This window comes from Lacticaseibacillus pantheris DSM 15945 = JCM 12539 = NBRC 106106 (assembly GCF_001591865.1).
In the GTDB taxonomy this organism is placed as follows: domain Bacteria; phylum Bacillota; class Bacilli; order Lactobacillales; family Lactobacillaceae; genus Lacticaseibacillus; species Lacticaseibacillus pantheris.
The window spans coordinates 19360-39763 of record NZ_BCVS01000001.1 but is presented as its reverse complement, the minus strand read 5'-3'; the positions used below and the strand labels follow the sequence as shown (position 1 = coordinate 39763).

At 52.7% G+C, this 20404-nt stretch carries 18 protein-coding genes and 1 tRNA gene; 17 read left to right on the top strand and 2 right to left on the bottom strand.

All coding sequences use genetic code 11. From position 1 onward, the window contains the following. Positions 1-32: 32 nt before the first annotated feature. Entirely contained in the window at positions 33-881 is an 849-nt protein-coding gene (locus LPA02S_RS00185; protein ID WP_056956546.1) for a hypothetical protein, read from the bottom strand. Positions 882-1073: 192 nt separating this feature from the next. Between LPA02S_RS00185 and LPA02S_RS00180 the strand changes: the two genes are divergently transcribed. From LPA02S_RS00180 to LPA02S_RS00150, 7 genes are all read left to right on the top strand, one after another. Continuing rightward, entirely contained in the window at positions 1074-3872 is a 2799-nt protein-coding gene (locus tag LPA02S_RS00180; RefSeq protein WP_056956547.1) for a GW dipeptide domain-containing protein, read from the top strand. A gap of 250 nt (positions 3873-4122) precedes the next feature. Then, positions 4123-6780, top strand: coding sequence for a cation-translocating P-type ATPase (locus LPA02S_RS00175; RefSeq protein ID WP_056956548.1), 2658 nt, complete (start codon positions 4123-4125; stop codon positions 6778-6780). Positions 6781-6896: 116 nt separating this feature from the next. Further along, a complete protein-coding gene (locus tag LPA02S_RS00170; RefSeq protein WP_054648715.1) occupies positions 6897-7331 on the top strand; it encodes a hypothetical protein in 435 nt (144 codons plus the stop codon). Positions 7332-7647: 316 nt separating this feature from the next. Further along, on the top strand, positions 7648-8664 hold the full coding sequence (gene trpX / locus LPA02S_RS00165; RefSeq protein WP_056956549.1) for a tryptophan ABC transporter substrate-binding protein: 1017 nt from the start codon (positions 7648-7650) through the stop codon (positions 8662-8664). Beyond that, positions 8665-9564: an ABC transporter permease gene (locus LPA02S_RS00160; protein ID WP_054648717.1), complete on the top strand. Its 900-nt coding sequence runs from the start codon at positions 8665-8667 to the stop codon at positions 9562-9564. Next, positions 9557-10315 carry an ABC transporter ATP-binding protein gene (locus LPA02S_RS00155; protein ID WP_054648719.1) on the top strand — a complete coding sequence of 253 codons (759 nt, stop codon included), beginning with the start codon at positions 9557-9559 and terminating at the stop codon, positions 10313-10315. Before LPA02S_RS00160 ends, LPA02S_RS00155 begins: the two co-directional genes overlap by 8 nt. A gap of 95 nt (positions 10316-10410) precedes the next feature. Continuing rightward, on the top strand, positions 10411-10860 hold the full coding sequence (locus tag LPA02S_RS00150) for a SprT family protein (RefSeq protein ID WP_054648721.1): 450 nt from the start codon (positions 10411-10413) through the stop codon (positions 10858-10860). Here LPA02S_RS00150 and LPA02S_RS00145 read toward each other — a convergent pair. After that, the gene (locus tag LPA02S_RS00145) at positions 10849-11316 is read right to left on the bottom strand and encodes a GNAT family N-acetyltransferase (RefSeq protein ID WP_054648723.1); all 468 of its coding nucleotides are present in this window, start codon (positions 11314-11316) and stop codon (positions 10849-10851) included. The genes LPA02S_RS00150 and LPA02S_RS00145 overlap by 12 nt on opposite strands. A 133-nt stretch (positions 11317-11449) precedes the next feature. Between LPA02S_RS00145 and LPA02S_RS00140 the strand changes: the two genes are divergently transcribed. From LPA02S_RS00140 to purB, 10 genes are all read left to right on the top strand, one after another. Further along, positions 11450-11533: transfer RNA gene (locus tag LPA02S_RS00140), tRNA-Leu, on the top strand. A gap of 533 nt (positions 11534-12066) precedes the next feature. Next, a complete protein-coding gene (locus LPA02S_RS00130) occupies positions 12067-12672 on the top strand; it encodes an ECF transporter S component (RefSeq protein ID WP_054648727.1) in 606 nt (201 codons plus the stop codon). Between the two features lie 85 nt (positions 12673-12757). After that, on the top strand, positions 12758-13753 hold the full coding sequence (locus LPA02S_RS00125) for an aromatic acid exporter family protein (RefSeq protein WP_056956550.1): 996 nt from the start codon (positions 12758-12760) through the stop codon (positions 13751-13753). Positions 13754-13928: 175 nt separating this feature from the next. After that, positions 13929-14129, top strand: a complete 201-nt coding sequence (locus tag LPA02S_RS00120; RefSeq protein WP_054648734.1) for a cold-shock protein — start codon at positions 13929-13931, stop codon at positions 14127-14129. Positions 14130-14199: 70 nt separating this feature from the next. Continuing rightward, the gene (locus LPA02S_RS00115) at positions 14200-14691 is read left to right on the top strand and encodes a GNAT family N-acetyltransferase (RefSeq protein WP_056956551.1); all 492 of its coding nucleotides are present in this window, start codon (positions 14200-14202) and stop codon (positions 14689-14691) included. A gap of 32 nt (positions 14692-14723) precedes the next feature. Next, entirely contained in the window at positions 14724-15386 is a 663-nt protein-coding gene (locus LPA02S_RS00110) for a glycoside hydrolase family 73 protein (protein WP_225350166.1), read from the top strand. A 184-nt stretch (positions 15387-15570) separates the two neighbouring features. Then, complete coding sequence (locus LPA02S_RS00105) at positions 15571-16158, top strand: xanthine phosphoribosyltransferase (protein WP_056956552.1); 588 nt, start codon at positions 15571-15573, stop codon at positions 16156-16158. Between the two features lie 27 nt (positions 16159-16185). Next, positions 16186-17478: a nucleobase:cation symporter-2 family protein gene (locus tag LPA02S_RS00100; protein ID WP_056956553.1), complete on the top strand. Its 1293-nt coding sequence runs from the start codon at positions 16186-16188 to the stop codon at positions 17476-17478. Between the two features lie 88 nt (positions 17479-17566). Continuing rightward, positions 17567-18694, top strand: a complete 1128-nt coding sequence (locus LPA02S_RS00095) for an ATP-grasp domain-containing protein (RefSeq protein ID WP_056956554.1) — start codon at positions 17567-17569, stop codon at positions 18692-18694. A gap of 109 nt (positions 18695-18803) precedes the next feature. Continuing rightward, on the top strand, positions 18804-20102 hold the full coding sequence (gene purB, locus LPA02S_RS00090; protein WP_056956555.1) for an adenylosuccinate lyase: 1299 nt from the start codon (positions 18804-18806) through the stop codon (positions 20100-20102). Positions 20103-20404 lie beyond the last annotated feature (302 nt).

The window sequence follows — 20404 nt, the reverse complement described above, 5'->3', positions numbered from 1 at the left end:
GTGTCTGACGAAACGGGATTTTTTTTAGGTGTTTACTTTTGATAGTTTTCCATGTCGGATTCGGTTACTTTCTTGTGTCCATTTTTCTTTGCGTTAAGTACAGCTTTGGCAATATCCGAGTTACTCCAAGAGGATGTATCTACGCCCTCGGATTTTAAGTCAGCACGCGCTTGGCTAATTTCTGCACTAGTGACGCCGGATACAGAGCTATTTTCAGCACTCGTAGAAGCAGATGCTGATGAACTTGAACTACTAGTGTCGCTGGAACTTGCCGACGAGCTGCTTGCCGCTGCGCCGTTATCGTCGGTGGACGAAGTGTTTGTCGGCGTTGTGGCTGATGCCCCGTTTAGCAGTGACGCCTTCAATTCTAAGGCCTTAATTTGAATTTGGTAGTAGGGCTTAGATTGAATATCTTTGTCGCCTAGTAAATCGTTGATTGTTCCCAAGGCTGACGCTGTGTTGCCGGACTTTGCGGATTGCTGGGCGAGCTCAATTTCGTGGTTAAACGCCTGAGCAGTTTGTTTCCGTACGGTGATCTTGCGAACCAACTTTTTCCGGGCGGAGATAATCGCCCTGGTTCCGCCCTTAACGGACTTTGCTTCGCTCAGTGCGGATGTTAGTTGGTAATCGTCCATCTTTTGATTAGCGTTGTCCAGCTTTGAAGCCTTGGAGTAGTACCCCTTTGTCTTGCTATCACTGCTATATTTGCTGGCAACCTTGTAGTATGTAGCCGCGGCCGAGTAGTCGCCCTTAATGATGTTTGTGTTACCAGAACTAACGGCATCCTTTGATACGTTATTATCGTTATTGCCACATGCAGCAGCGAAAAAAGACAGCGCCAAGACCGTCGTGGTTGCTACTAATAAACCCTTCTTTTTCATTTTTCCAACCCCCAGTATTATTGACGAACCATAACACTAATCATAATGGATAAAGTTGTGACAAAACGCAACCCCTCAATCTGATGATTGCAACAAATACGTAATGAAAGATTTAAGAAAGTTTTGTATAATAACGTTATGAAAGGTTGTTGGGTAGTTTTGGAATGATTATTGGGTAATGGGTGATGAAATATGAATAAATTAGCAAAGTCGGCCACTGTTAGCATTGTGACCTTGATGTCCGCTGCTGTTCTTGCGGGGTATGCTGGAGACGGCATACATAATGTCGATGCGGCGGTGATTACTCCCAGTGAGTTACATACCAGTTCGTCAATCAATAGCTATATTGCCGACCACAAAATTCAGCCGGTTGGTATAACTAAGGAACTACATACGTTTGACATGTTTAATTACAGCACGTCAGGCCAGAAGCCAGAAGGTGTTGTGTTCCACTACACCGATAACGCTACTAACTACAGCGCTCGGAACGAAGCTAACTACGAGATTAATGGTGGGTGGGAGAACGCCTTTGTGCATACTTTTGTTGACGCGGGCACAATCCTGAACATCCATGACACCAATTTTGGCTGCTGGGGATCCGGACCAAACGGAAACAAAAAGTTTGTTCAGTTTGAGCTGGTAACTGCGCGCAATCGCGATGAATTTGCACGGTCAATTAGTAATGCTGCGTGGTACGTTGCGTACTTGGCGCACGAATACGGTTGGAATTTGACCTTGGCCTCACAAAATAATGGTAGCGGCACCTTGTGGACACACTATGATGTGACGCACTACCTAGGCGGGACGGACCACACCGATCCGATTGCTTACCTGAATAGCTGGGGCTATAACACCACTCAGTTCCTCGATTTGGCCAAAGCATATTATCAGTACGGCGGTTTTTATGACACGATTACCTCTAACGTTGCCAAGACGTATAACGCGACGATTACGCAGGATAACCGGAATGATGGCTTGTATGCAACTGGTCCATACAACACAAGTGATGAGACTAAGGCGGTGGCGGCGGTCACTGCCAAATCATTAAGCGGCCAAACAGTCCAAGTACTGCGCGAGGCAGTGACGAAGCTAGGAACGTGGGTGCAAATCAAGACAGCTGACGGCCAAACTTGGTGGATGGATAAGCAGGGCGTTAAGGTTAATTACGATCCAATTATTTCGTCTAAAAAGGTCAACTATGGGGCATACTTGGACCAGTCATCTAGCAGCTATGGTCTGTACAAGGATGGGCCCTACATGACAGGTGCCTCCACGTTCGTGTACGCGTCCAAACATGCATCTGGTTTTAGCAACGAACCAATCACTGTACTGGCCGAAGAAGTTACGAGAACTGGAACTTGGGTACAAATTCGGTTGAGTAACGGCGACACTTGGTGGATGGATAAGCAAGGTATCAAGAGTTACGATACGGTTACCAATCAGAAGTCACTCAACAACACTACGGTTCGCATTACCCAGGACAGTCGGAATGATGGCATGTATGCGAGCGGGCCATACCACACGAGTGCAGATACTGTGCGTCCCGCTGCGAAGTCTCTGAAGAAATTCAACGGGCAGACTGCTACTGCGCTTCAACAAGAAAGCACGGCTTTAGGGACGTGGGTACAGTTGAAGCTTGGTGATGGTTCCACTTGGTGGGTTGATGAACGCGGAATTACCTTCTTTGATCCAATTCTGTCTAAAAATTCTAATTCATCCGTTGTGACCGTTAAGCAGGATAATCGGAATGACGGACTATATGAAACTGGCCCATACATGACGAGCAATTCAACCTATACCGTCGCTTGGAAATCGGCTAAGAAATATAATGGTCAGCGGGCTACCGTGCTAGGTGAAGAGACAACTAAGCGTGCAACGTGGGTTCACATTAAGTTCAGTGATGGTTCAACGTGGTGGATGGACAAGGCGGGCGTGGCACCGTTTGATTATGACAAAGTGTTATCAACCAACAATGTCACATACAGTGCGCAAATTAATCAGTCTGGTCGGTCTGACGGTTTATACCAAGATGGGCCGTTCATGACTGGTGCCACCACACTTGCGGTTGCAGCAAAAACCGCTAAGCCATTTAATGGACAAACTGCTAATGTTTTGAAGGAAGAAACTACCGTTAAGGGGACATGGGTACAGGTCCGCTTTGCCAATGGCGAAACGTGGTGGATGGATAAGCGCGGTATTTCTGCGTTTGACACCATTACTAATCAAACGAACACCACGTATAAGGCCACCGTTAATCAAAATGGCCGCAATGACGGTCTGTACCAAACAGGTCCGTATTACACTAGCAGTGACACCAAGAACGTCGCCGCCAAAACCGCTAAAAAGTATAACGGTCAAGACGCTACGGTACTGGGCGAAGCCACCACTAAGCGCGCTACCTGGGTCCACGTCCAGTTCGGTGATGGTTCAACGTGGTGGATGGATAAGCAGGGCGTAGCTGCATTTGCCTATGACAAGGTACTTTCATCGACAAATGTGACTTACAATGCGCAGGTTAATCAATCCAATCGTACTGATGGACTATATCAGGATGGGCCGTACATGACTGGTGCGACGACTAGAGCGGTTGCGGCCAAGAACGCCAAGCAGTTTAATGGTCAATCAGCCACAGTTTTAAAGGAAGAGACAACCGCTAAGGGTACCTGGGTACAGATTCGCTTTGCTAATGGAGAAACCTGGTGGATGGATAAGCGCGGTATTTCCGCATTTTATCCAATTACAAATCAGACCTCCGTCAACTATCAAGTCAAAGTAAATCAAGACAATCGCAACGATGGGCTTTATCAGACGGGCCCGTACTATACCAGTCTTGCAACCAAGAATGTGGCCAATAAAACTGCTAAGCAATATAATGGTCAGTCTGCAGTGGTAACAGCAGAAGCTACAACGCCAACGGCAACGTGGGTATTAGTTAAGTTTGCTGACGGTTCGAGCTGGTGGATGGATAAAAACGGCGTGACAAAGCAGTAATTGAAGTTTTGCGATGGTTCTGCGGACGATATATTTACGCGAATATTCCCTTGCGCCGCATCTATGTATTCATGTATACTAACCTTAAAGATAAGGGAGTAACCAGCCGGCATTCGTGCCGGCGGTAGTGCCACCAAGGATAAATCCTGGTACTACCTTAAACAGGTGAGACTTATGGACTTGAGCCGAACGCGGCTTTGAGTGCATAAGTCTTTTTTATTCCCAGACTAAATACAAGGGGGCAACAAAATTGGCCAACAAGCCTAGTTACCAACGTGATACTCAATCAGTGATGCAGGACCAAAAGACCACAGCGGATGGTCTTTCTAGCCAGGAGGCACAAGACCGTCTTAATCAGTATGGCCCCAACGCTTTGGCCGCAAAGAAAAAGAAGACACTGCTGGGGCGGTTCCTCGACCAATTCAAGGACTTCATGATCATTGTGCTACTTGTGGCCGCTTTGGTTGCGGGGGTAGTTGTGCACGAGTGGGCCGATGCGGCCATTATTTTGGCCGTTGTGCTCTTGAACGCCGTGTTTGGGGTGTTCCAAGAAAGCAAGGCGGAACAAGCGATTGAATCACTTCAGGCGATGACCAGCCCTAATGCCAACGTACGGCGTGATGGCAAAGTGGTAGTGGTACCCAGTTCAGAAGTGGTGCCAGGTGATATCATTTTGCTGGAGGCGGGGGATGTGGTGCCCGCCGACTTGCGGCTCATTGAGTCTGCCAATTTGCAGATTGAAGAATCGGCTTTGACGGGTGAGAGTGTGCCGGTCAACAAGCAGATTGACACAATTGATGAAGAAGCCGGCATCGGTGACCGGACCAACATGGCGTTTATGAGTACTAACGTTACGTACGGCCGTGGCCTCGGCGTTGTGACTGGCACGGGGATGCAGACTGAGGTGGGACACATCGCCTCTATGTTGGACAACCAAAAGGAAATGCAGACGCCGCTACAGGCTAACCTAGCAAAGTTGGGGCGTGCACTAACCGTATTGATTCTGGTAATTGCGGCGATTGTCTTCGTGGTTGGTCTGGCGAAGGGATCAGAGGATCCGGCCAACATGTTCCTGACGGCGATTTCTTTGGCCGTGGCGGCTATTCCGGAGGGCCTGCCGGCGATTGTGACCATCATTTTGGCGTTGGGTACGCAAAAGATGGCCAAGCAGAACGCCTTAGTGCGCCGGTTACCTGCCGTGGAAACTTTGGGTAGTACGGAAATCATCGCCTCCGATAAAACGGGGACGCTCACGCAGAACAAAATGACCGTTGAGCAGACCTACTACGACGGCGAGTTGCACCCCGCAACTGAGGGCGTGGCTGATGATAGCCGGTTACTCCAAATTATGAGTTTTGCCAACGATACCAACGAGCAGGATGACGGTACACTCTTGGGTGACCCCACCGAAACTGCGCTGGTGGCTTTTGCTAAGCTGCACGATTTTGACTACCTTGCCGAGCTCCAGCAAACGCCACGGGTGGCCGAAGTACCGTTCGACTCGGAACGGAAGCTGATGTCGACCATTCACGACTTGGGTAACGGTCAGTTCTTGGTTGCCACGAAGGGTGCACCGGACGAATTGCTGCGGGTGTCGAGTAAGATTGACCAGCACGGCACGGTGCGCGACCTGACGGAAAGCGACCGTGATAACATTCTGGGCACAAACCATCAGCTGGCGACGCAAGCCCTGCGTGTTTTGGGGATGGCGTACCAGATTGTGGACCAAGTGCCAGTCGATGTGAATCCAATGAGCGTTGAGCAGGAATTAACCTTTGCCGGTCTGGTTGCCATGATTGACCCAGAGCGGCCAGAGGTACGGCAGTCCGTGGAGGAGGCCAAGCGTGCTGGCATCCGGCCGTTGATGATTACGGGTGACCACCGCGATACAGCCCAGGCCATTTCGGAACGGTTGGGTATCATCACCCCGGGTGAGGACCACGCCGTTATTACCGGGCGCGAGCTAGACCAAATTAGCGATGAAGACTTTGCGAACTCCGTGCAGGACTACTCCGTATATGCCCGTGTGGCACCAGAACACAAGGTTCGGATTGTGAATGCATGGCAGGGCCAGGGCAAAGTGGTGGCGATGACCGGTGACGGCGTGAACGATGCGCCGGCTTTGAAGGCGGCGGATATCGGTATTGCCATGGGTGTGACTGGGACCGAAGTGGCCAAGGGCGCTTCAGACATGATTTTAGCGGATGACAACTTTAGCACCATCGTGGATGCAGTCCGCGCCGGACGAAAAGTCTTTGCTAACATCACAAAGTCGATTCAGTACCTGCTATCGGCGAACTTGGGTGAGGTGTTGACGCTGTTCATGATGACCATGATTGGCTGGGACATCCTCGCACCCGTACACATTTTGTGGATTAACCTAGTGACGGATACGTTACCAGCAATCGCTTTGGGGGTGGAGCACACTGAACGTGGGATTATGCAGCAGAAACCACGCGGGCGAAATTCCAGTTTCCTTTCCGGCGGTGTTGGTACGGCGATTATTTGGCAAGGTCTGCTTGAAGGAGCACTGACGCTGGGTGTGTACTGGCTAGCGATCACGTTCCCAGTGCATACCAGTTCGGCGGCGATGCATGCGGACGCGTTAACCATGGCTTACGTAACTTTGGGGCTGATTCAGCTGTTCCATGCGTTCAACGTGAAGTCACTCCACGGCTCATTGTTCTCCATGCACGTTTGGAATAACAAGGCCTTCAACTGGGCAATTGGTGTGGCGGCGCTCGCACTAGCCGTAACGGTGGTAGTGCCAGGGTTCAACGGCTTGTTCCACGTAACCACATTGAACGCACTGCAGTGGGGGATGGTTGCCGGTGCCGGAATCTTGATGATTCTGGTGGTGGAAATCGTGAAGTTCTTCCAACGGCGCGTGTTAAAGGTTAAAATATAGTCTGTGAGACTAAAAGCGGCGCTCATGTGAGCGCCGCTTTTTGCGGATAGAGTAGGCTATAACTTGCTCTATTAAAAAACAGAATTAATCGTTAATTCAACTTGGAGGACTTTTTGATGAATAAGAACCAACAACGGATGTACAACTACGGTCGTTTGATTAACGACGTGATGTCGGATGTCGAAAAGTTACAGGACCGGATGAGTCCGCAGTTTCAGACGCTGCGTACCGCTATCGATGACGACAAGCTGGCGGATGTAGCCGCAGACGATTTTGCGGACATTCAAAGCAGCTTTGCCAACGGTACCGCGGAGTATCGGACATTAGCGGAAAAGCTGAATGCTGCCTCTGCGCCGGCAAGACTTTTGGGTAACCACAAGCTGTTGGTGGGGGCCTTCGACCGCTTTGTGCAGGGTTGTCAGGAAATGACCGATAGTTTGCAGGATGGCGGTAAGATTGACGTAGCCAAGTTTGATGCCGCCGAACAGGCGCAGGATGCGGAGACCGATAAAATCACGAAGTACATTCAGAAGATTTCTTTACTGGTCTAAAACCCATTGACATCCCCCCGCCCAAACGAGTACACTCATCACATACTAATGAAACGTTCAGAGGAGGAACCGACATGTTTAACCCAAGTACTAAGCTCAATGGTTGGTGGCAAAACTAACATGGGGTGGGTTGCGTAGACGCAAGCTGCCAAGACGCAGGTTGTGTCTATGTTGGTTTTCTTCACTTTGACCGCATAGGCATCCACAAAGGATATCCTATGCGGGGGCATTATCAGACTTCCGCAATTAACTTTGTGGGGGTCTTTTTCTTTGCCTGGGTCAAACGTAGTCATAATGGGAGAGGGAGAACGATTTTATGAAACGAATGATTGCATTTATCACCGCCTTGGTGCTCTTCGTCGGTGGCTGTTACATCGCTGACGTTATGCCCAAACATACTGCGAGTGCGAACAAGCCCCGCCAGCATCAAGTTGTGAAGAAGGTCGGCATTCTGCAGCTGATGTCGCACCCGGCCCTGAACGCCATCCACAAAGGAATTGTGGCCGGCCTCAAAGATGAGGGCTACACCGTGGGCAAGAACCTCAAGATTGATTTTCAGAATGCGCAGAACGACCAAAGTAACTTGAAGTCCATGGCGACGCGCTTCGTTAACGAAAAGGAGGACGCCACCGTCGGAATTGCCACGCCGTCCGCTCAGGCATTGGCTAACGCCACCAGCAAGATTCCGGTGGTGATGGGGGCCATCACCGACCCGGTTTCTGCCAAGTTGGTTAGCAGCGTGAAGAAACCTGGCGGTAACGTCACTGGGGTGTCTGACCAGGCACCAATTGACGCCCAGTTGCAGTTGATTCGCAAGATTGTGCCGTCCGCTAAGACCTTGGGGGTCATCTACACCAGCTCGGATGACTCGTCACAAGCCCAGGTCAAGTTGGTCCAGCAAAAGGCCCACAAGTACGGCTTTACCATCAAAACGTTCTCCATCAACTCAACGAACGACCTCCAGCAGGTCGCTCAGCAGATGGTGACGCAGGTCGATGCCATCTTTGTACCCACTGATAACACTATTGCCAGTGCCATGCCGACGCTCGCCAACGTGGCTAACGGCGCTAAGAAACCCATCTTCCCAACCGTGGATACGATGGTTGAGGATGGTGGGCTCGCCACGGTGGGCCTGAACCAGTATGATTTGGGCGTGAAGACCGGTAAAATGGTCGCCCGTATTCTGAAGGGTGACAAGACCGCGACCATGCCGGTTGAGTTTATGACCAAAGGCGACTTGATTATCAACCAGAAAGTTGCTGACGAACTGGGAATTAAGATTCCCGCTAAATTATTAGATGAAGCCAAGACTTCAGGAAAGGTCGTGAAATAAATGGGTGTATGGATTTCAGCAATTAGTCAGGGGCTACTCTTTGGTATCATGGGCATCGGTTTGTTTCTCACCTTCCGGATCCTCGATTTCCCCGACATGACCGTCGAAGGTACGTTCCCGTTTGGTGCCGCCGTAGCCGTGGCTGCGATTGCACACGGAATTAACCCCATCATTGCCACCATTCTGGCCGCCGTGGCCGGTATGCTGGCAGGGCTCGTGACGGGATTGCTCGCCACCAAGGGGCACATGCCGTTGCTGTTGGCGGGTATTCTGGTGATGACCGCGTTGTACTCAGTTAACTTGCGGATTATGGGGCAGTCCAACCTCTCGTTGTTGGGGATGAAGAACCTGTTCAACGGCAAGTGGATGAGCAGTATGCCGCCGTACATTGGCAGCGTCGTCTTTGGTTTTGTCGTCGTGACCATCGTGGTGGCGCTACTCATGGTCTTTCTCAACACACGGTTGGGCCAGGGCTTCATCGCGGCTGGTGATAACCGCAACATGGCGCGTTCCCTCGGGATTAACCCTGACCACATGCAGGTGCTGGGCCTCGTGGTCGGCAATGGCCTGATTGGTCTCTCTGGTGGCTTGGTAGCTCAAAGCGATGGTTACGCCGACGTGTCCATGGGTGTCGGCGTCATCGTCATTGGCCTGGCCGCCATCATCATTGGCGAAGTGCTGTTTGGCGAGCTGACCCTCAGCCAGCGTCTGATAGCCGTTGTCCTAGGCAGTATCGTGTACCGCTTTGTGATTGTCATCGTTTTGGACCTGGGCTTCTCGGCCGACGACCTCAAGCTGGTGTCCGCAGTGGTGCTTGCACTGTCGATTATTCTGCCACAGCTCAATGACCGTTTCCGGTTGAAGCGCACGTTACGCAAAGGGGTGCAAAGTGATGACTAAGACACAACTAGAACTCAAAGACGTGGCGGTGAACGTGGTCGCCGGACACGAAGTGAAAAATCTGTTGGAACACATTAACCTGACGTTGAACCAGGGCGACTTTGCTACCGTCATTGGCACAAACGGTGCCGGCAAGTCGACGATGTTTAATGCCATTGCGGGGGATCTCGAGATTACCCACGGGACGATTGAGCTGGCCGGTGAGCGGGTTGACCGCGAGTCACCCGAGAAGCGGGCCCGCCTGATTGCACGGGTGTTCCAGGACCCCAAGATGGGTACCGCCCCCCGGATGACGGTCGCCGAGAACTTGGCGCTAGCATCGCACCGGGGTGAACGCTTGGGGCTGCAGTCCCGTGCGTTGCGCGCCCAGATGGGCCATTTCAAGGACATTGCCGGCTTGGCACCGAACGGTCTTGATGAGGCCTTGAACAAACCGACCGAGGAGCTGTCAGGTGGCCAGCGACAGGCGTTATCGCTCCTGATGGCGACGATGCGGAACCCTGAATTGTTAATGCTGGACGAACACACGGCGGCGCTGGACCCACACACGAGTGCCGCGGTGATGGAGCTGACCGAGCAGATTGTGGCGGACAACCACCTAACCTGCTTGATGGTCACCCACCAAATGGATGACGCCCTGAATTACGGCAACCGCCTGATTGTGGTTGATGCGGGCCATATCGTGGCGGATTATAGTGGTGAAGAGAAGCAAGGTCTCTCACGTGCGGACTTGCTACAATACTTTGCCTAACGCAAGCAAAGGCGGCGAGCATGACCCCGGGTGGGGGTGCCCGCCGCCTTTGTGTGTAGTACAATTGGTGGCATTATTAATGAATGGGGGTACCGATGGTGGATACCAACGAATTACAAAGTTTAGTCGAAGAGGTGAGCGCACGCGACTTTGGCCGTCCGTTTACGGATCAGGCGGTGTTTAACGGCCGTTTGCGCACCACTGGTGGGCGGTTTTTCCCACGGGATATGCACCTGGAATTTAATACCCGCATGTTCGCGGCAGTTGACCAGACGACGCGGGTGGGTATTATTCGGCATGAGTTGACCCACTACCACCTGTACCGGGAGCACCGCGGCTTTAAGCATGGTGACCGTGACTTTCGGATCATGCTGCAGCAGGTGAGTGGTCTGCGTTACGCACCGTCATTGACGCCGCGGACCCCCACGGCCACTTTGCTGTATCGCTGTACCCGTTGCGGGACCGAGTACCCACGGCGGCGGCACATCAATACAGACAGGTACGTATGCAGCCGTTGCCGGGGGCGGTTGGCCCTAGTCGGTTAGTGGTTGTTGGAGCGTGGTGTATTGCGGCTTGTAACCTAGCTGGTGGTAAAGTGCGGTGGCAGCGTCGTTTTGGGCGGCGACGTTGAGTTGTATGAAATCAAGCGACTGGTCACGGGCCCACTGGCGAACGGCCGTGAGCAGTTCGGTTGCGACCCCCTGGCGGCGAACGGACGGTGCAACGTAAATGTCGACGAGGTAGGCAAAACGGTGGGGGATGATGCCGGGCCCCTTACCGGTAGTAGCGGTGGTGACGGTGGCAAAGGCGTCGTCGGGCGCATGGCCGTGGACAAAGGCGGTGGCGGAGTCGCCGACGATGTACTGTGCTACAGCCTGGAGGTCGGGTTGATCAAGCGGCTGAAACATGGTGGGGTTGAGTTGGGCGAGCTCGCCGATAAGTTGTTGGTGTAGGCGGGCGATTCCGGGGGCGTCGGTGAGGGTAGCGGTGCGAATGGACATGGAGGGTCACTCCTTAGTGTGATTTAAACTTTGTTTGAGAAAAACGATGGTGAGATTGGCATTTTTCCGTTGACATCGTTCCTGGTTCACGGCATAATAGTTCTTGTGCTTATGAGCACAGCATAGCAGAAATGCGGGCGTGGCGGAATTGGTAGACGCGCAAGATTAAGGATCTTGTGGCTTTCGGGCCATGGAAGTTCGAGTCTTCTCGCCCGCACTCGTTGGGACACCAGGGATGGTGTTCTTTTTTTATCGACAATTGGGTACGCAAGAGTAAACCGGCGTGCTCCATACGGCAATTGGACGTGAATTGTGTGTAGTTAGGACAGATAAAATGATGCCATAATGGGTGACGAAGCAACCTACTGATTGAATGCTTGACAGGGGTAACCTTTACGGCAATAAGGTTACTGAATTATTGTTAGCTGGTAGGTGGTTTAGGCGGTAATCCACTATGTTGGTCGTGTTGGGCTGGTGGTGGAGGTTGAGCGGGTGGTGACCGCGACGGCTGCAGGCCCGTAGTTCCGTTATGAGCGAAGCGAATTACGGAATCAAATTGGGTAGACCGAGGTGGTTTTGCTCGGGCTACCCAATTCGCGGTAGCCCGGTACGGGCGAGAGCGTGAGGCCAGCAGCACCGGTCGCGGTCACCACCCGCTCAACCGTAGCCGCCAGCCCAGCACGACCAGCACCCAGCCACCCTTGCGTTAGTGTAAAATGATGGTATTGAATAACAAGGAGGTCCCACCCCATGCGTCAACGTCGAAGCTCAGCTTACCGCCTCAGCATTATGTCACTGCTGGTGGCGCTGATTATATTGCAGTCATCATTACCCATGGTCGGTTACATTTCATTGGGCGGCATTTCAATCACCACGTTGCACCTGACCGTGATCACTGGCGCCGTGGTACTTGGTACTGGTTACGGTACGGCCTTGGGCGCCGTCTGGGGTCTGTCCAGTTTCATTATGGCGTTTGTGCGCCCATCAGACGTGCTGACGATACTGTTGTTCCGCAATCCCATCATTGCGTTCGTGCCGCGAATTTTAGCGGGGTTAGTGGCAGGGCTGCTGTTCAACCAGCTACTGCCAAAGGTGCGGACGGGACTCGGCGGCAGTATTAAGATGTCGCTGGCGGGTATCTGCGCCGCTTTGACCAACACACTCCTAGTGGTCGGTTTTACCTGGATCTTTTATGCCAGCAAAGCCGCGACAATGATCGGGCACGGCGCGAACACCAGCAACTTTGGGTTCGTCATGCTCGTCATGTTGGGTGTGAATGCCGTGGCTGAGGTCATCATGGCCGGCGTGGTCACGCCCATACTGGGGCAGGCACTAATTCGTTTTCGACGCCGGTAATGTGGTAACATCAAAGTAGTGTTGGCGTCGCGCTGGCGGCGCCTTTATTTTGCGTAACGTGGATTAGTTAGAGGGGGAGACAACTATGCGTATTGGCCTACGAACCGTTAAAACAGCGGTAGGTGCCGCGGTGGCTATGTTCATCGTTCAGGCGCTGGGAATTGCCAACTGGTGGGTTGCCGGGGTGCTCACCGTTCTGGCGGTGCGGGGCACAACGCGGGTTAGCTTCCGCTTGGCTTTGCACCGGATTATTGCCGCCATTGTGGCCGGAGCCATGGCGTCCGTCTTCTACCTGTTGGTCGGGTTCAACCCCTGGGCTTACGGACTGTGCTTACTGTTCTTTTTCCCAGTCATGGTGGCATTACGGATGACCGAGGGCATTGTGGAAGGAGCAATTGTTGCTACGGTCATTCTGACAAACGGGTTGGTCAACCGGACCCAGTTGACTGGTTTATTAATCATCGTTTTGGTCAGCTCGGCAGTGGGCGTGTTTCTCAACTTGTTCATGCCCAACGTGGACGATAAGATTCAAACTCACCAGACAGCCGTGACGAGTGTGATGATTGCCGCATTGCAAAGTATGCAGGAAGAACTCGGCGACGGCGTCGATGCACAAGCGACCGATGGTAATGGCAGTACGGCTGCCGACCGGGTGTGGGTGCAGTTGGCACAGGCTAAAGAGGCGATTGATCATGGCCGCCGATGGACTTTCCAACATTATGACAATCAAATACTGGCGGAAAACGATTATTATCGGGCGTATTTTGAAATGCGTAACCACCAGTACGAGCTGTTAAGGACCATGCAAACTTGCCTAGATGAAGGTAACGGTCAGTTGGAAGAACGGGAGGCCCTGCACGACATTATCGCGGCCACGGCCAAGCTTCTGGGCGAGGAAACGCCGTCCGCGACTTTGATGACCGCGGTGAAAAAAATAAAGCGCAATTTGTTACAAAATCCGTTAGCGTCATCTAATGATGGGTTGGTGATGCGCAACGAAACATTGCTGTTCGCGCGGAGTCTAGGGGAACTGCTCAACACCAAGCGCCAATTCGCGTTAGTCGTCAATGCCCAGAAATAAACTAAGAAAAGGGTTTCAAAAGCTTGCATGTGTGTGGGGAGCATGGTACTATAACAATGTACTTTTTGAATGGTCAAGGGTTCGATTGTTCGTCAGAATATCTCCTTTTGCACCAAACAAGAAATGCACACATTATTTTAAAACGCACTGATTAGGTGCAAGGAGGATTTTTCTGATGGAAAATGGTACTGTAAAGTGGTTCAACGCTGAAAAGGGTTACGGTTTTATTACTCGCGAAGATGGCAGTGACGTATTTGTTCACTTCTCCGCTATCCAGGGCGACGGCTACAAGACCCTTGAAGAAGGCCAAGCCGTAACTTTCGAAGTTGAAAACAGCGATCGTGGTCCCCAGGCGGTTAACGTCAACAAGGACTAATTAATTGCTTAAAGAGTCGCCCGGCTTGCCGGACGGCTTTTTTAGTACCATTATTTTGAGGTGATTACGCGTGTACATTAAACATCTATTACCAGGGCGCCGTGATTCGGCGTACGATTTGCTGCTTCTGGCTGATGAGGACGAGCAAATGCTGGGACGGTACGCCGAGCTGGGTGACATGCTGGCGATGTTCGATGAAGAGGATGATACTATCGTTGCCGAGGCGATTGTGGTGCCCATAGAGGATGGCGTCGAGCTTAAAAACATTGCGGTAGCCCCAGAGTACCAGCACCATGGCCTGGGTTCGCGGCTGGTAAGTGCAATTTGCGCGCAGTACTCCGGCCGGGTACCGTGGATAATGGTGGGGACGGGCGATGCCGACTTTGCTAACATCAGTTTCTACGAGCAGAACGGTTTTCGAGTGGTGGGGCGTGTCCCGGACATCTTTGCCCAGTATGATCATCCGATTGTGGTGAATGGCCTGCCATTGCGAGACATGGTGTATTTACGTCGAGATCTAGGCCCGGCGGTAGATAATGTTTCCTCCCGCAATAAGGTATAATGGATGGTATTCAATCGCTAGGGGGTGAACCGGTGGCTCGTAAACGCAAATCTAAGTTTCGTCGGCAGTGGGACCGGTGGGTGCGCAAACACCGCCTGCCCACGGGGTTAATTGCGACGCTTGCGGTGATTGTAGTCGGGGTCACCGTCATTGGGGTGCGCGCATTTCAGCAGCAGGCACAGCCTACCAACCAAGTTTCGTCAGCGGCTACCGAGCACCAGAAGTTTATCACCCACCTGGCCGGATACGCACAGACGTTGCAGGTGAACTCGGGGGTCCGGGCAAGTATTAGTCTTGGCCAGGCCATTCTGGAAAGCGACTGGGGTACCAGCACGTTGGCCAGTAAGTACCACAACCTCTTTGGTGTGAAGGCCGATGCGGATCAGGCAGGCAAGGAGCTGGACACCCAAGAATATCAGGACGGTAAGTGGGTCACCGTCACGGCGCGTTTCCGGGTGTACGCGAGCGATTATGCATCCATGCGTGAACATGCGGAGCTGCTTCAGCACGGAACAAGTTGGAATGCCCAACAGTACCAGTCGGTGATTAACGCGGCTACTTATCAGGAGGCTGCACAGGCATTGCAAAGTAGTGGCTACGCAACCGACCCCACGTATGCGGACAAGTTAATCCGGATTATTCGGCAATACCGTTTGTACCGGTACGATCAACAGACCAACAATAGCAGCAATTAGTTAACGGCGACCAGTAGCGGTCGCCGTTTTGTTGAATAATCGGTGCAAAGAGGTGGTAACGTTCCGTAATTTACGAACATTGATATTTTTGATTACCTTTTCATTCGGTTGTCTGATGGCAGGTTTTGTGTTAAAGTTATCAACATCTTAAAACACTTTTTTGAAAATTGGGAGGAAATTAACGGTGAAATTGCTTGAAGATCGTATCCGGCGTGATGGTGTAGTGTTGGGGGCTGACGTCCTAAAGGTGGATAATTTTTTGAACCACCAAGTGGATCCGGATCTAATGCAAGCGATGGGTGCCGAGTTTTACCGTCAGTTTCAGGACGCGAAAATCACTAAAATTTTAACGGTTGAAAGTTCGGGGATTGCTCCGGCTTTGGCTACCGCCATGGAATTCCACGTGCCGATGGTGTTCGCCCGTAAGCACAAGTCGCTGACGTTGAAGGACGACATGTTTACGGCCGACGTGTACTCATTCACCAAGCAAACTAGCAACACCATCTCCATTGCACACAAGTTCCTGAACGCTGATGACCGTGTACTGATCATCGATGATTTCTTGGCTAACGGTCAGGCCGTGAAGGGCTTAACCGAAATCATTGCGGCTGCTGGCGCAACTTTGGTCGGTGCAGGTATCGTCATTGAAAAGACGTTCCAGAAGGGACGGCAGATGTTGGACGAACAGGGGGTGCGTGTGGTGTCTTTGGCGCGTATCTCGGCCTTTGAAGATGGCCAAGTAGTCTTTGCCGACGAACAAGACGCTGAATAGTTAATCCGGGGAATAGAGGAGGTCATCATGGCACAAGATTCAACCCAGCGGCTCACTGAACCTGAAGCAGCGGTGTTGGGCATCCAACACTTGCTGGCAATGTATTCTGGCTCCATTTTGGTGCCCATTCTAATTGGGGCGTCGTTACACTTCTCATCTGAACAGATGACCTACTTAGTTTCTATCGATATTTTCATGTGTGGGGTCGCTACCGCCCTACAAATCTTTGCAAACAAGTTTTTTGGGATTGGACTGCCCGTAATTCTGGGCTGTGCCGTCCAGGCGGTTGCGCCACTAATTCTGATTGGGAAAAAGTTCGATTTCCCAACGATGTACGGGGCCATCATTGCCGCCGGTATCTTTGTGTTCTTGATTGCCGGTCTCTTTGCTAAAATTCGCAACCTCTTCCCGCCACTGGTTACGGGTACCGTCATCACCGTCATTGGTTTGTCGTTAATTCCGGTGGCCTTTCAGAATCTAGGCGGGGGCACTACGACCGCTAAGAACTATGGCGACATGCAAAACCTACTGGTTGGTGTCTTCACGCTACTGGTCATCCTGGTTATTAATGCGTGGGGTAAAGGCTTTGTTCGTTCAATTGCCATCCTGATTGGTTTGGTCGGCGGGACGTTGTTGGCCGGTGCCATGGGGATGGTCAGCTTGGCCCCGGTGGCCGAAGCTAGCTGGTTCCACGTACCCACGCCGTTTTACTTCGGCGTACCACACTTTGAATGGTCGTCCATCGTGACGATGATTCTGATTTCGATGGTGTCCATGGTCGAGAGTACCGGGGTCTTCTTTGCCCTCGGTGACATCGTGGGTCGCGAAATCAAGAGTGACGACTTGAAGCGGGGTTACCGTGCCGAGGGTCTGGCGGTGATGCTAGGCGGTATTTTCAATACTTTCCCGTACACCACGTTTAGTCAGAATGTAGGTTTGGTGCAGTTGTCGGGAATCAAGAGCCGCAAGCCCGTCATCTATTCGGCCTTCTTCCTGATCCTGTTGGGGCTTTTACCTAAAATTGGTGCGTTAGCGACCATTATCCCGTCGCCCGTTTTGGGTGGGGCCATGGTCGTGATGTTTGGGATGGTTGCCGTTCAGGGTATCCGGATGCTGGGTGAGGTCGATTTCCATAATGACCATAACCTGCTGGTGGCGGCAATTTCCATCGGCCTAGGTTTAGGTGTGACCGTGCAGCCTGACATCGTGCAGTGGTTGCCCAAGACGGTTCAGATGTTTGCCTCGTCAGGTATCTTGATGGCCAGCGTTTCTGCTGTTTTACTTAATTGGTTGTTTGGTCTCGGCCATAAACAGGCCTAATCTGCTACAATAACGGTATTAATATCGGGCGATAACGGCCAGCACGATGCGCCGTACGCCGATTGTAGACGGATAGGAGTGGAAGCTCATGACTAACTTTATTGAACCAGGTGCGACCGTGGGTATTATCGGCGGAGGTGCCGCGGCTTTGCAACTCGTGCGTGCCGCCCACAATTTGGGAATGCACGCGGCAGTTTTGGCGCGGACCAACGGTGACGCTGCGTTGACCGAAGCAGAATTTCCGCTTGTTGGTCGGAGTACCGACGTCGACGCGCTCCAACAGTTGCGCGACTTGTCTAGCGTTATTACCTACATTGACGAGTCTGTGGCCGACGCGACGACCATTGATGACCTCGTGCCGGCGGACAAGGTGCCCGGCGGGACGGATTTCCTGGCGATGACGCAAGACCGGTACTTGGAAAAGGTGTTCCTGGAAGACCTCAACATGAACGTATTGCCGTACGCTCAGGTGGTGACGGCGGACGACATTGATAAGGCCGTCAACGCGGTGGGGTTCCCGAGCATCCTCAAACCCATTCAGAAGGGCATTGGGCAGGATCAGCAGCTGGCCTTAACTAACGACGCCGATATCTGGCGGGCAAAGGGGCTGTTGGAAAAGCGGCCGTACATCGTTGAAGCTTGGCTCGATCAGCCGCGCGAGTTTGCCATCACGGCCATTCGCACTGCGGATGGTATGCAGGTGCTCCCTGCCGTCGAAAACAAGGTGGCGCAGCATGAACTCCAGTACACAATTTTGCCGGCGCAGGTTGATAGTACGGTGGCCGACGAAATGGAACGGATTACGCGCAAAGTTGGGGAGCAAATCACCCAAATTGGGTTGTTCACGGTGGAGTTTTTCCTGACCAATGAGGGTAACCTCTACGTTAAGCGGTTGTCGCCTGGTCCCCACCAAAGTGCGGATGTATACACGACGGCGACCACCACTTCCCAATACACTTTGCACATGCGGGCTGTTTGTGGCTGGCCCGTTGCCGAAGTCCGCGTGATGGACGGCGCCGTGATGAAGCCGTTACGTCCAGAACAACTCGGCGCGGTGAGCGTGCAAATTCAGATTAAGCCTGATTGGCATTGGCGGTTCTTCCCAGAAGGCAGTCATCTCTACGGTGAGCTCACCGTCCTCGGGGCCCCGGCCAAGGTAATTGAGGCGTTGAACGCAACGGGTGACCTGGCGTTAGACATGACTGCCGCTGAGTAGGAACGCTCGCTACCCGGCTTTGCACTGGCCTAAACTAAATCTATAGCTTCAAGTTAACACTAAGAACGTTGTTGTTGAGTTAGAGGGTAAGACAAGGGGGATAGGACAGATGATTGATCGCTACAGCCGTTCCGCAATGGCCGAAGTGTGGTCGGAACAGAACAAGTACGCTGCGTGGTTGGAAGTCGAGATACTAGCCGTTGAGGCGCACGCCCAGATTGGCGTGGTGCCGCAGGCTGATGCCGCCGCCGTTCGTGCACACGCGAGCGTGGATGCTGACGAGGTTGCGCGCCTGGAACTGGAGACGCGTCATGACGTGGTGGCCTTTACCCGCGCGGTTTCAGAAACGCTCGGGGACGAAAAAAAGTGGGTGCACTACGGACTAACCAGTACTGACGTTGTGGATACCGCTCAAGGTTACTTGCTGAAGCAGGCTGACGCCATTTTACGGCAGGATTTAGCCGATTTAGTTGCCGTGGTGAAGCGCCGGGCCCTAGAGTTCAAGGACACGGTGATGATGGGCCGCACGCACGGTGTGCACGCGGAGCCGACTACCTTTGGGCTGGTCCTTGCTAACTGGTACGCAGAGTTACTGCGTGACCAAAAGCGCTTTGATGATGCCGCGAGTGACGTTGAGGCGGGGAAGATTAGTGGCGCGGTCGGCACCTTTGCGAATACACCACCAGCAGTTGAGGCATACGTGACCGATCACCTAGGCATTCGGGCGCAGGACGTGGCGACGCAGGTGTTGCCGCGGGACCTGCACGCACATTACATACAAACCCTGGGGTTAATTGCGACCTCCATTGAGCGGTTTGCGACCGAGGTGCGGCACCTGCAGCGTAGCGAAGTCCACGAGGTTGAGGAACATTTCCGTCCGGGGCAAAAGGGGAGTTCGGCGATGCCGCACAAGCGGAACCCAATTGGCTCCGAGAACGTCTCTGGATTGGCGCGGATTATTCGCGGGTATGCGACGCCGGCGTTAGAAGACGTGAACCTGTGGCATGAACGCGATATTAGCCACAGTTCGGCCGAACGCATCATGCTACCAGACGCAACGGGGTTATTGGACTACATCTTGCACCGGTTCACGAGCATTATCGACCAGTTGGACGTGTTCCCGGAACGGATGTTGCAAAACATGAACGCCACCCACGGTTTGATTTACAGCCAGCGGTTATTGTTGGCGTTGATTGAGGTCGGTGGCCTGAGTCGTGAAGCTGCTTACGACCGCGTACAGCCGTTGACGGCACAAGCGTGGGACAACGGCCAGGATTTCCGCAGTTTGGTGGAGGCGGACCCGGTGATTAGTGAGACGCTGACGGCGGAGCAAATTGCTGACGCCTTTGATTACCACTACCACCTGAAGCACGTGGATGATATCTTCGCGCGGCTCGGGTTAGAGTAACTGAATACTGATTGTGGCGGCACGCGTGGTCCCGGTGGGGATTACGCGCGCCGTTTTTTGCGTTGGGGCACGGATTTCATTCAACGCTCCGTGGCCAACCAGTGCTGGAGCGAAACCTAAAGCCCTTTAGGTGTACTGGGTTAATGTGGAACGGGAATCAATCTAAGCTTGTGTGGTGGTTATGGCGGAGGCTGGTGGGGGGGACGCGGCCGCTGCGAGTCCGAAGTTCTGTAGGAGCGCAGCGACGTGCAGAATCAAGTTTTATAGACCGGCGGGTTTTGCCGGGCTAGAAAACTCGCGGT

Coding starts and splice junctions, on each gene's coding strand:
- LPA02S_RS00155 (WP_054648719.1), top strand. CDS start 9,557: ATGACTAAGACACAACTAGAACTCAAAGACGTGGCGGTGAACGTGGTC.
- LPA02S_RS00130 (WP_054648727.1), top strand. CDS start 12,067: ATGCGTCAACGTCGAAGCTCAGCTTACCGCCTCAGCATTATGTCACTG.
- trpX (WP_056956549.1), top strand. CDS start 7,648: ATGAAACGAATGATTGCATTTATCACCGCCTTGGTGCTCTTCGTCGGT.
- LPA02S_RS00180 (WP_056956547.1), top strand. CDS start 1,074: ATGAATAAATTAGCAAAGTCGGCCACTGTTAGCATTGTGACCTTGATG.
- LPA02S_RS00100 (WP_056956553.1), top strand. CDS start 16,186: ATGGCACAAGATTCAACCCAGCGGCTCACTGAACCTGAAGCAGCGGTG.
- LPA02S_RS00150 (WP_054648721.1), top strand. CDS start 10,411: ATGGTGGATACCAACGAATTACAAAGTTTAGTCGAAGAGGTGAGCGCA.
- purB (WP_056956555.1), top strand. CDS start 18,804: ATGATTGATCGCTACAGCCGTTCCGCAATGGCCGAAGTGTGGTCGGAA.
- LPA02S_RS00125 (WP_056956550.1), top strand. CDS start 12,758: ATGCGTATTGGCCTACGAACCGTTAAAACAGCGGTAGGTGCCGCGGTG.
- LPA02S_RS00185 (WP_056956546.1), bottom strand. CDS start 881: ATGAAAAAGAAGGGTTTATTAGTAGCAACCACGACGGTCTTGGCGCTG.
- LPA02S_RS00120 (WP_054648734.1), top strand. CDS start 13,929: ATGGAAAATGGTACTGTAAAGTGGTTCAACGCTGAAAAGGGTTACGGT.
- LPA02S_RS00170 (WP_054648715.1), top strand. CDS start 6,897: ATGAATAAGAACCAACAACGGATGTACAACTACGGTCGTTTGATTAAC.
- LPA02S_RS00160 (WP_054648717.1), top strand. CDS start 8,665: ATGGGTGTATGGATTTCAGCAATTAGTCAGGGGCTACTCTTTGGTATC.
- LPA02S_RS00145 (WP_054648723.1), bottom strand. CDS start 11,316: ATGTCCATTCGCACCGCTACCCTCACCGACGCCCCCGGAATCGCCCGC.
- LPA02S_RS00095 (WP_056956554.1), top strand. CDS start 17,567: ATGACTAACTTTATTGAACCAGGTGCGACCGTGGGTATTATCGGCGGA.